Origin of the sequence: Luteimonas suaedae (genome assembly GCF_008312895.1) — a bacterium.
Classification (GTDB): domain Bacteria; phylum Pseudomonadota; class Gammaproteobacteria; order Xanthomonadales; family Xanthomonadaceae; genus Luteimonas; species Luteimonas suaedae.
Genome location: NZ_VSSP01000008.1, coordinates 193,289 through 204,629, shown reverse-complemented (window position 1 = coordinate 204,629; position 11,341 = coordinate 193,289). Strand labels below are relative to the sequence as shown.

Sequence of the window (11,341 nt, the reverse complement as noted above, 5' to 3'; positions counted from 1 at the left end):
GATTCGTGATTCGTGATTCGTGATTCGTGATTCGTGATTCGTGATTCGTGATTCGTGAAAGGCTGGACGGCCTGTCATCCCGGCACAAGGTGCCGGGATGACGGACTTTGAGTTTTCCCAGAATCCAGGCCCCTCAGAGCCGTTTCCAGATGAACCCTTCGCCGCGGCGGTGGTACACCGCGATCGCGCGCCCGTAGAACTCGCGCTCCGGCACCAGCCCGAAGTAGCGGCCGTCGGCGCTGCGTCCGCGATGATCGCCGAGCACCAGCACCATGCCGTCGGGCACGACCGTCGGCACGATGCCGGGGCCGCCGCCGTGGCGCAGGTCGAGCGCCACCTCGCGCGCACCGAAACGCTCCACGTCGACCAGACCGCCCGGTTGCAGGGCGGCGCCATTGATGCGCAGGCGACCATCGACCAGCTCCACCGTGTCGCCGGCCACCGCCACCACCCGCTTGATCAAACGCGTGCCGTCGGCCGGTGAGTCGAATACCACCACCTCGCCCGGGCGCGGCCCGCCGCGCGGCACCACGTCGAACAGGGTGAAGGGAATCCGCACGCCATAGGCGGTCATGTCCACGGCGACCCGGTCGCCGGGCTGCAGCGTCGGCTGCATCGAACCGCTCGGCACGTGGTAGTGGTTGGCGAACGACGATCGCGCCGCCAGCATCAGTGCCGCGAGCACCAGCAACGGCAACACGTCGGTGCGCAACCGGTCCAGCGTCCTGCGGGTCCTGCTGCGTTCGGGTTCGGCGATCTCCATCGAAGTCTCCATGTGCAGGGAAGCTGCGGCAACCGCCGCGGCAGCTCTTCGGACCGCTGCGCACCGGCGGAGTTCGCGTTCGCGCCGCCCGCCCCCCCGGCGCGGTGACTATTCCACAGCCCGACGCCGTGCCTGCTGCTCGGCCAGGGTGAGGGCGACCCGGTCGCGCAGGTAGGCCGGCTCGACCCGCTCCGGCGCGAGCGTGCGGCCGGCCGCGAACTCCGGCGCCGCGAGTCGCGCGACATCGCCGGCCCGCGGCAACGCGGTGCGATCGATGGCGATCATCCGCGACGCCAGATGCGTGGTCAGCGCTCCCTCGGCGGCGGCGAAGCCGGTACCCACTCCCCACCACCCGGATGCATCGCCGGGCAGCACGACCCCGTCGGGAGCGGCGACCGATTCGGCCGAGAGCGCCGTCAACGCCCCGTCGACACGCCGGAAGGCGCCGCTGTAGACCTCGCCCATGCGCGCGTCGATCGCGGCGAGGATGTGCACGGGTCCCGGCCGGTCGGGCGCCGCCCGCATCGCCAGCGCGGCCAGGGTCGACACCGGCACCACCGGCCGGTCCAGCGCCAGCGCGATCCCCTGCGCCAGCGCGATCGCCAGGCGCACGCCGGTGAAGGCGCCGGGCCCGCGACCGACCGCGATCGCATCGAGCTGGGTGCGGGCGATTCCGGCCTCCGCCAGCAGCGCCTCCGCCCACGGCAGCGCCAGCTCGGCATGCCGTCGCGGCGCGATCTCGAAGCGCTCGCAGAGCTCGCCGTCGCTCCACACGGCGACCGAACACGCTTCGGTGGCGGTTTCGAAGGCAAGCAGCTTCATCGGAAAGACGGTGAGTGGCGCATGGTGGCGGGAAAGCGTAACCGCTTTTTGTCGCCGCCCCGGCACACGTGCCGGCAAGGGCCGTCAGCGCACCAGGCCGATGCCGGCCGTGCGCGAATCGATCTCACCAAAGTCGACCTTGCCCGAAGGACTCTGGTAGCAGGGCGTATTGAAGAAGCCCACGACATACGCGTCCGGTGCCGGTTCGAAGCCCGAGTCCAGCGTGTAGCCGTTGCCGGTCGCCGGATCCGTGGCGGCCAAGTTGACGCCGCCGTTGTCGAGGCGGCGGTAGCGCGTGATCGTCCAGCCGGCGTCGCGCCAGCGCGCGTGCAGGCCATCCAGGATCGCGGCGACATCGTTGCCCGGCGCGACGCCGCGCAGCCCGACCCAGATGTGGTAGATGTCGTCGCGCTGCTCGCCTTCGGTGCCGTCGCAGCGATTGACGCGGATCGAGAACTTCTCGCGGGTGATCGGCAGCGCGCCGAGGAAGGCCTCGACCTCGGGCACGAAATCGCGCGCCGCCTGCTGGCTTTCCTTCAATTCCATGGCGTCCATCTGTACCCCATCGCCAGAGGCGTGACAAGCGGAGGCCAATGCCAGCACGACGGCCGCCAAGGCGATCGTCTTCGATGCCTGCGGGCATCTGTGCGCTACCTGCGGACGTACATGCGTCACACGCAGCACCGTGTCACCCGACGCGCCGCCCCGTCGTCTGGACCTGGTCGTAGTTGCCGGTCAGGATGTAGGCCTGGTTGCGCAGCGCCTCGGTGCCCGGCGTCCAGTACTCGGAATGTCCGGAAGCGCCGTCGGTGGTGATCCGCTGCCCGCCGAAGCTCCAGTCCACCGGGCTGTTGCCATGCACCTCGGTATAGGTGACCGGATCGTTGCTCGCGGCGCCCGCCCAGAAGTGGTTCTCGCTGATGTGCATGTCGCTGACGTCGTCGACCAGTGGGCCGTCGACCCGGAACGGGCCCCAGCCCGGGCGACGCGACTCGTGCTCGTAGCCCATTCCGGGGCTGCCCATGGCGATGACGTCGTTCGCGGCCAGGCCCCTGCCCTCCAGCGCGTCGGCGGTGCCGACGACGGTGGATCCGTACGAGTGCCCGATCACCGTGGTGCGCGCGTCGGGACTGGTGCTGGATTCGCGCAGGCCTTCGGTGAATCCCCTCAGGTCCGCTGCGCCCTCGCGCGCATGGCTGCCCTGGGTGGCGGACAGCAGGTTGTCCGGGGCGTCGTAGCCCAGCCACACGATGGTGGCGGTGTCGCCGGAACCGGGGATCATCTCGGCCTGCGCGCGCAGGTCGTCCATGCGGTCGATGGAGCCGCCGACGTTGCCCAGGTCGGTGCCGGTGCCGGGCACGTAGACCGCGACGTTGTCGGCGCTGTTGGGGTCACCGATGCTGGCGATCACCTTCGCGTCCGGCGAGCCGTTGCGTCCAGGCGCCTCGTAGCCGAGCAGGTAGATGTTCTCGGTGCCCGGATCGCTCCAGGACTGCTCGACGCGGTCCAGCAGCGCCTGGGCGTTCTCGCGGTCGTGGCCGTTGGCCGCGTCTTCGCGCAGGCCCAGCAGGTTGGCCTCGTGCCGGACCTCGGCGGGAAGGCCGTCCATCTTCGCCAGGTTGGCCGGCTGGTACAGGGCATAGGCCTGCTGCTCGCCGGCCGACAATCCGCTCCACCATTCCGCGGCCGCCCGTGCGTCCATGCCCTGCGGCGGCGGCGACGGGCAGTACGGCGGCAACTGGGCCGATGACGGGGCGTTGAGCTGGACGGGACTGTTCATGGACCGCTCCCTGCACACGGACATGGTTGTCCACGGCCCATGCTATACAGCCCGATCCGGCCGCGTCAGCTGGGGTAAACCCTTGATTCCAGGTCCGCGAAAAACGCCTCGACGCGGCCGATCTCGCGCGTGACCGGGAACGGCGGCATCGAGCCCATGAACACCCGGCCATAGCCCTTGTCGGTCAGCCGCGGATCGCACAGCACCAGTACGCCGCGATCGCTCTCGCTGCGGATCAGGCGGCCGACGCCCTGCTTGAGCGCGATCACCGCCTGCGGCAGCTGCTCGTCCGGGAACGGGTTGCCGCCGGCGCGGCGGATCGCCTGCAGCCGCGCCTCGAACACCGGGTCGTCGGGCGCCGCGAACGGCAGCTTGTCGATGATCACCACGCTGAGCGCGGCGCCGACCACGTCCACGCCCTCGCGAAAACTGGCGGCGCCGAGCAGCACGCCGTTGCCGGATTCGCGGAAGCGCTGCAGCAGCACGTGGCGCGGCGCCTCGCCCTGCACGAACAGCGGCCATGGACCACCGCGCAGCAGCGCCGCGGCCTCGCGCAGCGCGCGGTGCGAGGCGAACAACAGGAAGGCGCGGCCGCCGGAGGCGTGCAGCACCGGTAGCACTGCATCGATCACGGCGCCGGTGTAGTCGCGTGCCGACGGCTGCGGCAGCCGCGGTGGCAGGTAGCACAGCGCCTGCGTGTTCCAGTCGAACGGGCTCGGCGCCAGCAGGGTCTCGGGCGCATCCAGCCCCAGGCGCGCGGCAATGTGGTCGAAGCGGCCGTCGACCGCCAGCGTCGCCGAGGTGAACACCCAGGCCGCGCGCGACTGTTCGCGGTGCTGGCGCAGCGGACCGGAGACGTCCAGCGGCGTGCGCTGCAGGCGGAAACCGCGCGGCGACAGCTCGTACCAGCGCACGTCGTCGGCATCCTCCGCCAGGTCGTGCGACGCCGGCGCATCGTCGGCGTCGTCTTCGGCGGCGGCGCCCTCGTCGTCCTGCCACCATCTCGAAAGACGCCTGCAGAACTCCAGCGTGCGCGCATGGCAGGCGTCGAATCCCGGCGCCGCCTCGCGCAGCGGCGCCACCGCCGCGGCGAAATCGCGCAGCGCCGCGGCCAGTGCGGCGAGCGCCTCGTCCACCGCCGCGTCGTTGCGTGCACGGTCGCGGGTGCCGCGCGGCGGCAGCGTTTCCATCGCCGCGCGCAGCCCGCGCACCGCCTGCTCCAGGTCGCGCGCCGGCATCTGCAGCATCGCCAACGATCCCTCGACCTCCTTGCACTCGCCCAGCGCGTCGCGCGCCAGTTCGACCAGCGGGCGGGCGCTCAGTCCCTCGCCGAAGAACTGCGCCGCGAGCTCCGGCAGCTGGTGCGCCTCGTCGACCACGAACGCCTGCGCCCCGGGCAGGATCTCGCCGAAGCCTTCCTGCTTGAGCGCCAGGTCGGCCAGCAACAGGTGATGGTTGACCACCACTAGGTCGGCGGATTGCGCGCGCTGCCGCGCCTGCACCACGAAGCATTCGTTCCAGAACGGGCATTCGCTGCCCAGGCAGTTGTCGACGGTGGAGGTCACCATCGGGATCAGTGGCGAATCGTCCGGCAGCGCTTCCAGCTCGGCCAGGTCGCCCATGCGCGTGCGCCCGGCCCAGGCGACGACGCGCTGGAACAGCGCCACCTGTTCGCGCGAGGCGAACGTTCCGGTCGGCAGCCGCGGCTCGCCCTTGGCGCGCTCGAGCCGGTAGAGGCAGAGATAGTTGGCGCGTCCCTTCAGCAACGCGCTCTTCAGGCCGACGCCGAGCGCGTCGCGCACCCGCGGCAAGTCGCGGTGGTAGAGCTGGTCCTGCAGCGCGCGGGTCCCGGTGGAGACGATGGTCTTCAGGCCCGAGAGCAGCGCCGGCACCAGATAGGCGAAGGTCTTGCCGGTGCCGGTACCGGCCTCGGCCAGCAGCGTGCCGCGCCGGTCGAAGGCGGCGGCGATCGCGACCGACAGCTCTTGCTGCGAGGGCCGCGGCACGAACGCGGCGATCTTGCCCGCCAGCGCGCCGCCCTCGCCCAACGCGGCGCGGCCGGCCCCGGCCAGCGTGTCGTCGGCGACGACCGCTGCTGCGGGATCCGGACTCATGCCACTCGCCCGCGCGACGACGACGGGCGCGGGAGCGCGCTCCCGCCGCGGAGTCGATGCCGCATGCTCAGTACCGCACGGGACCGGCGACCTTGCAGCCGTCGATCTGTTCCCTGGCCGACGCAGCGCCGGCGGCATCCCCGGCACGCAGCCGCAGCTGCTCCAGGGTGGCCCAGTGGCGGCGGCACAGCGGCCCGACCTGTGCGCCGAGCGCATAGGCGCGCTGGGCCAGCTGGTCGGCGGTGTCGTAGTCGCCCAGCAACAATGCGATTTCGGCGCGCTCCTGCAGCAGCGCCGGATCGCCGTCGACGATCTGCAGCGCGCGGTCGAGCGCGGCCGCGGCGCCGGCGTAGTCGCGCTGCGCTTCGAGCCGCGCCGCCTGCTGGCGCAGGTCCTCGACCTGTGGATCGCGCAACGGCTGCACCGCCAGCTCACCCTCGCCATCGCCAGCGGCCGCACGAATGCTGGCGATCATCTGTTCCGCCGGGACCTCCGCCACCCGCGCAGCGGGCGCATCATCCGCAGGCGCACTGGCGCAGGCCGCCAGACCGAGGGCCAACAGGAGCGCTGCCGCGTGCGGCAGCGAGATGACGAGGCGTTTGCTCATGGTTCGTCTTCGGATTGCGGAACGGGCTGGGGTTCTGGTTCGGCGACGGGCGGGGCCTCGGCCGGCGGCTCGCGGTCTCCGAGCCCGAACCAGCGCCGCCAGCCGCGTGCCGGCGCCTGCTGCTGCGCCGGCTGTCCCTGCTGCGGAACCTGCGCGCCCTCGGACTGGCCGTAGGCACTGTAATAGGGATCGGGCTGACCATAGTCGCAGGGCTGGTAAGGCGGCGCGAATCCTTCGACGAAGGGGAAACGACGCGCCTGCGGACATCCGGATTCGGTACTGAAGCCCTGCACCACCCACTGCCAGTCCAGGCCGCCGTCGCCGACCTCGAGCGGCGCGCTGGGCAGCCGCGCGAACAGGTCCGACCAGGCCCGCATCGCGCCGGTGGCGCCGTACAGGCCGGTGGTCTCGTTCTGATCGTTGCCGATCCACACCACCGCCAGATGGTCGCCGGTCCAGCCGGCGAACCAGCTGTCGCGGCCGTCGTTGCTGGTGCCGGTCTTGCCGGCGGGCTTGAGCCGGCCGAGGCCGTCGTTGACCAGCTGGCGGCCGGTGCCGGAGGTCACCGCATGCTGCAGCGCCAGGGTGACCAGGCGCGCGGCCACTGCGTCGCCCTCCTGGGCATCGGCGGGCGTCTGGTCGTAGCGATTGACGGTGCGCCCGTCCGGATCGAGCACGCCGCGCACCAGGCGCAGCGGCTGGATCTCGCCGCCGGAGGCCAGGAACTGGTACAGCTGCGCCATCGCGTACGGGCTCTGGTCGACCGAGCCCAGGATCAGCGACGGATTGGGATTGGCCTCGATTCCGGCGAGCGTGCGCAGCAGGTCCGCCAACCGGCGCGGATCGACCTGCATGCCGATGCGCACCGTGGCCTGGTTGTAGGAGCGCGCCAGCGCGTCGATCAGGCGCACGCTGCCGTGGCTGCGCTTGTCGGAATTGACCGGCGTCCAGCGCTTGCCGTTGGGCAGGGTGACGGTGATCGGCGCATCGTCGACCCAGGTCGCCAGCGAATAGCTGGCCGGCTGCGCCAGCGCCAGCAGGTACACGAACGGCTTGAGCAGCGAGCCAACCGGGCGGTGCGCCTCGATCGCGCGGTTGAAGCCGTGCTGGGTCGGCTCGCGGCTGCCAACGACCGCGACCACCTCGCCGTTGTCGACGTCGGTCAGCACCAGCCCGGCCTGCAGCGGCGGTCCCTTGCCCTTGCTCAGCGCCTCGATGGTGCGCCGCACCGCGCCTTCCGCATAACCCTGCGCCGCAGGCGACATCGCGGTCATCACGCTCAGGCCCGCGCCCTGCAGGGCGTCGGACGGGTAGTCGCGCGCCAGCTGCCGCCGCACCAGGTCGACATAGGCGGGAAAGCGGTTGGCCGCCAGGCTGCCAGGCGAGCTGCTGATGCCCAGCGGCGCGGCGACGGCGCGCTCGAACTCGGCGGCGTCGATCAGGCCGCTCTCGTGCATCTGCGCCAGGGCGAAATCGCGCCGCTGCCTGGCGCGCTCCGGGTGCCGGCGCGGATCGTAGTACGAGGGGCCGCGGATGATCCCCACCAGCAGCGCGATGTGCTCGGTCTCCAGGTCGGCCAGTTGGCGCCCGAACCAAAACTCGGCGCCGGCGGCCACGCCGTGGATCGCCTGCGCGCCGCGCTGGCCCAGGTAGACCTGGTTGAGATAGGCCTCGAGGATGGTGCCCTTGTCGTAGCGCGCCTCGATCAGCAGCGCGTAGAGGATCTCGTTGAACTTGCGCGCATAGGTCTGCTCGCGGCCGATGCCGAGCAGCCCCGAGCGCGCCAGCTGCTGGGTCAGCGTGCTGCCGCCCTGTTTCGCCTCACCGGCGCGCAGGTTGACCCAGGCGGCGCGCAGCATGCCGCTGAGGTCGATGCCGTGGTGGTGGGCGAAATCGCGGTCCTCGACCGCCTGCAGCGCGTCGGTCAGCAGCACCGGCACCTCCTCGATCCGCACCAGCCGCCGCTCTTCCTGCTTCTGGCCGTAGAGGGTGGCGATCCGCGCCGGGTCGAGCCGGGCGCGTTCGACCGGCTTGTCGCTGTCGGCATCGCGCAACCGGGAGATCCGGCCGCCGGACAAGGTGACCTCGAGCCGCGACGGCGCGACGGCACCGTCCACGTCCTGGAAGCCGCGGCTGGCGATCGTCCATTTGCCTTCGCCGCCGGACCAGGTGCCGGCGCGTTCGCCGTCGCCTTCGCGATAGGCGGCCGATTCGAGCTCGACCTGCAGCGTCCGCGCGTCCATCGCCAGCCCCGGCACCAGTTGCAGCGGCCGAGCGTAGACGCGGGTCGGCACCTGCCATTGCAGCTCGCCGAAGTGCCGGCTCACCTGCTGGTTCAGGTACAGGGTATAGGGGATCAGGAAGCCGAGGCCGAGGCCGATCGCCGCCAGTCCCCAGGTGAGGATCCGCCGCCGCCAGTCGGGGCGCACGCGGTCGTCCTGATCGTCTTCGTCGTAATCGATGCGGGCCATGAACCTGGGGTCTAGGGCCCGACGCGACCTGCTCCGCACGGGCGAACGGGATCCGATACGACGCATGCGCGGGATGCGACAATGGGCATTCCCGCGAGTCTAGCGCAGCGGCGCCGGCACGATTGCGCCGCGGGTGGCCGACCATTCAGATTGCGAACGACAGCCGACGCCGTGTTTCCACACCTGATGTATCACTGGCGCCGGTTGCGCGCCCGCCTACACCGGCTGCGCCTGGCGCTGCACGCGCGCGGATGGCGCGGCATGCTGGCGCGGCTGAAGGCGCCACGGACGGTGCCCTCCCCGGTGCCGCGGCCCCAGGGATCGGGGGGGGCAGGTGGCGGGCGCCGCATCCTGTTGATCGACGTTGCCACACCGCGACCCGACCGCGATTCCGGCTCGCTCCGGGCCTTCAACCTGATGCGGCTGCTGCGCGCCGACGGTGACCGGGTCGATTTCCTGCCCGATGACCGCGCCGAGGCCGGCGAACATACGGAGGCCCTGCACGGCCTCGGCGTGACCGTGCATGCAAGCGCCGAGCCCTACCCACACTGGTTCGCGCGCCACCTGCGTGACTACGACGTCCTGATCGTCAGCCGCTATCACCTGGCCGAGTTCCTGATTCCGTTGGCGCGACAGATCGCGCCCGCGCTGCACGTGGTGCTCGATACCGTGGACCTGCACCACCTGCGCGAGGCGCGCGAAGCCGATCTGCATGGCGATCGTCGGCTCAGGCGACTGGCGGCGATCACCCGCAAGCGCGAGCTACAGGCCGCGGCGGCCGCGGACGTGACCTGGGTGGTCAGTCCGGTGGAAGCCGAATTGCTCCGGGGGGCGCTGCCGACCGCACGGGTCGAGGTCCTGCCCAACCTGCACGAGGCCGAGGATGCGCCGGCGCCATTCCTGCGGCGCAGCGGCCTGCTGTTCGTCGGCGGTGCACGGCATCCGCCGAACGTGGACGCGGTGCGCTGGCTGCTGGCCGAGATCTTTCCGCGGGTCCACGCCCAACTGCCCGGCTGTGCGCTGCACATCGTCGGCGAAGGCATGCCCGAAGCCGTGACCGGAAATGCCCCCCTCGTCGACGGCGTGCAACTGCACGGGCACGTGCCCGACCTGGGACCGCTGCTGGCGCAATGCCGGGTGGGCCTGGCACCGCTGCGCTTCGGCGCCGGAGTCAAGGGCAAGATCAACCTGTGCATGGCCGCCGGCATGCCGGTGGTGGCGACCTCGTGCGCCGCCGAGGGCATGCACCTGCGCGACGGCGACGACCTGCTGGTGGCCGACGCCGCCGAGGCGTTCGCCGACGCCGCCGTCCGCCTGCATGGCGATGCGGCGCTGTGGATGCGGCTGGCGCGCGCCGGCAGCGACAACGTGCGTCGGTATTTCTCATTCGAGGCCGCACGCGCCACCATCGCCGCCTCCCTGCCACCCGTCTCCCGCTGATGCGCCTGCTGCTGATCGCCTACGAATTTCCGCCCAGCCCGTCGCCGCAGTCGCTGCGCTGGACCTATCTCGCGCGCGAACTCGCCGCGCTCGGGCACGAGGTGCACGTGCTGGCGCCGGACCTGGGAGGCGAGACGCCCGGACTGCCGGCGTTGCCCGACAGCGTGCGCATACACCGCACCTTTCCGGGGCCGGTGCGGGGCATGCTTGCGTTCATCCGCAAGCGGCGTCGGCGCCAGGCGGTCGCCATCACCACCACCGATCCCGGAACACCGAGCGCGGCCCTGCGTCCTCCGCGCAACTGGAAACAGCAGGTATCCGAGGTGGTGCAGACGGTGGCGCAGCGCATCTGGTTCCCCGATGTCCGCGGCGAATGGCGGTTCTGGGCAGGGCGTGCGCTGGAGCCGCTACTGGACCGAATCGCTCCCGATCTGGTGATCAGTTCGCACGAGCCCGCCACTACGCTCGAACTCGGCTTATCGGCGCAGGCACGGGGCTTCCGCTGGGCAGCCGATCTCGGTGATCCGGTGCTTGCCGGCTATGTCGCGCCGCACTGGCGGCACCGCGCCGAACAACTGGAAAAGATGGTCTGCGATCGCGCCGACCTGGTCACGGTCACCAACGCCGGCGCCGCTGATCTGCTGCGCCAGCGGCACGGCCGTTGCGCGGATATCGGCATACTGCCGCAGGGATTTGACGACCGGCCTCGCGCGCGGGCAACCGCGGCGACTGGCATCTTCGATCGCGACCGGCTCGAACTGCTATACACCGGCAGCTTCTACAGCTTCCGTCGCGCCGATGCACTGATGCGGGCGCTCGATGCGCACCCAATGCTCCGGCTGAGCATCGCCGCGGTGACGGTGCCCGAGGCGGTCGTTGCCGCCGCGAAGGCCACGCCGGAGCGGATCCGCCTACTCGGTTTCCTGCCGCACGACGCGATTCTCGACCTGCAGCGGCAGGCCGACGTGCTGGTCAACATCGCCAATGACGACGCCACCCAGATTCCGGGAAAGTTCTACGAATACCTGGGGGCTGGTCGGCCAATTCTGCACCTGAGCAACGGCGATGATCCGGTCGCCAACACGATCGTGCGCCTGCGCAGCGGCTGGACCTGCGCGAACACGATCGAGAGCATCGGTGCGCAGCTGGCGGTGCTGGCGGAGGCGAAGGCACGGGACCGGCTGGACGAAGGGCTTTCGCTCGGCGCCGACGCTGTCGGCGAATATGGTTGGCGACAGATCGCCGCGCGCCTGGACGGGCTGTTGCGCGGCGTCGCCTCTCCCAGGCAGTAAACCTCGACCTACTCCGCTGCTTCGGCGCCGGCACGCACGGCAATGCCCCGCC

At 71.1% G+C, this 11,341-nt stretch carries 9 protein-coding genes; 2 read left to right on the top strand and 7 right to left on the bottom strand.

Translation table 11 applies throughout. The features are described 5' to 3' along the window. Positions 1–133: 133 nt before the first annotated feature. The 7 genes from lepB to mrcB all read right to left on the bottom strand — a co-directional run bounded on the left by lepB (position 134) and on the right by mrcB (position 8,557). The gene (gene lepB / locus FXO19_RS13290; RefSeq protein ID WP_149195589.1) at positions 134–763 is read right to left on the bottom strand and encodes a signal peptidase I; all 630 of its coding nucleotides are present in this window, start codon (positions 761–763) and stop codon (positions 134–136) included. Positions 764–871: 108 nt separating this feature from the next. Then, positions 872–1,585 (bottom strand): tRNA (adenosine(37)-N6)-threonylcarbamoyltransferase complex dimerization subunit type 1 TsaB, encoded by a 714-nt coding sequence (tsaB, locus tag FXO19_RS13285; protein ID WP_149195588.1) that lies wholly within the window; start codon positions 1,583–1,585, stop codon positions 872–874. An 84-nt stretch (positions 1,586–1,669) separates the two neighbouring features. Continuing rightward, positions 1,670–2,131 (bottom strand): hypothetical protein, encoded by a 462-nt coding sequence (locus FXO19_RS13280; protein WP_149195587.1) that lies wholly within the window; start codon positions 2,129–2,131, stop codon positions 1,670–1,672. A 142-nt stretch (positions 2,132–2,273) separates the two neighbouring features. Continuing rightward, positions 2,274–3,365, bottom strand: a complete 1,092-nt coding sequence (locus FXO19_RS13275; RefSeq protein WP_187775780.1) for an alpha/beta hydrolase — start codon at positions 3,363–3,365, stop codon at positions 2,274–2,276. A gap of 65 nt (positions 3,366–3,430) precedes the next feature. Beyond that, positions 3,431–5,479 (bottom strand): DNA repair helicase YoaA, encoded by a 2,049-nt coding sequence (gene yoaA, locus FXO19_RS13270; RefSeq protein WP_149195585.1) that lies wholly within the window; start codon positions 5,477–5,479, stop codon positions 3,431–3,433. Positions 5,480–5,546: 67 nt separating this feature from the next. After that, positions 5,547–6,086: a hypothetical protein gene (locus FXO19_RS13265; RefSeq protein WP_149195584.1), complete on the bottom strand. Its 540-nt coding sequence runs from the start codon at positions 6,084–6,086 to the stop codon at positions 5,547–5,549. Beyond that, entirely contained in the window at positions 6,083–8,557 is a 2,475-nt protein-coding gene (gene mrcB / locus FXO19_RS13260) for a penicillin-binding protein 1B (RefSeq protein ID WP_149195583.1), read from the bottom strand. The genes FXO19_RS13265 and mrcB overlap by 4 nt, the downstream gene beginning before the upstream one ends. Positions 8,558–8,728: 171 nt before the next feature. On the opposite strand from mrcB, the gene FXO19_RS13255 reads away from it, so the two are divergent. Continuing rightward, complete coding sequence (locus FXO19_RS13255) at positions 8,729–9,997, top strand: glycosyltransferase (protein WP_187775779.1); 1,269 nt, start codon at positions 8,729–8,731, stop codon at positions 9,995–9,997. Then, positions 9,997–11,289, top strand: coding sequence for a glycosyltransferase family protein (locus tag FXO19_RS13250; RefSeq protein ID WP_149195581.1), 1,293 nt, complete (start codon positions 9,997–9,999; stop codon positions 11,287–11,289). Before FXO19_RS13255 ends, FXO19_RS13250 begins: the two co-directional genes overlap by 1 nt. Positions 11,290–11,341: the final 52 nt, after the last annotated feature.

Bases quoted from the DNA above. Each gene is read 5' to 3' on its own strand.
- mrcB (WP_149195583.1), bottom strand. From the start codon at position 8,557: ATGGCCCGCATCGATTACGACGAAGACGATCAGGACGACCGCGTGCGC.
- FXO19_RS13280 (WP_149195587.1), bottom strand. From the start codon at position 2,131: ATGGAATTGAAGGAAAGCCAGCAGGCGGCGCGCGATTTCGTGCCCGAG.
- FXO19_RS13250 (WP_149195581.1), top strand. From the start codon at position 9,997: ATGCGCCTGCTGCTGATCGCCTACGAATTTCCGCCCAGCCCGTCGCCG.
- yoaA (WP_149195585.1), bottom strand. From the start codon at position 5,479: ATGAGTCCGGATCCCGCAGCAGCGGTCGTCGCCGACGACACGCTGGCC.
- FXO19_RS13265 (WP_149195584.1), bottom strand. From the start codon at position 6,086: ATGAGCAAACGCCTCGTCATCTCGCTGCCGCACGCGGCAGCGCTCCTG.
- lepB (WP_149195589.1), bottom strand. From the start codon at position 763: ATGGAGATCGCCGAACCCGAACGCAGCAGGACCCGCAGGACGCTGGAC.
- FXO19_RS13275 (WP_187775780.1), bottom strand. From the start codon at position 3,365: ATGAACAGTCCCGTCCAGCTCAACGCCCCGTCATCGGCCCAGTTGCCG.
- tsaB (WP_149195588.1), bottom strand. From the start codon at position 1,585: ATGAAGCTGCTTGCCTTCGAAACCGCCACCGAAGCGTGTTCGGTCGCC.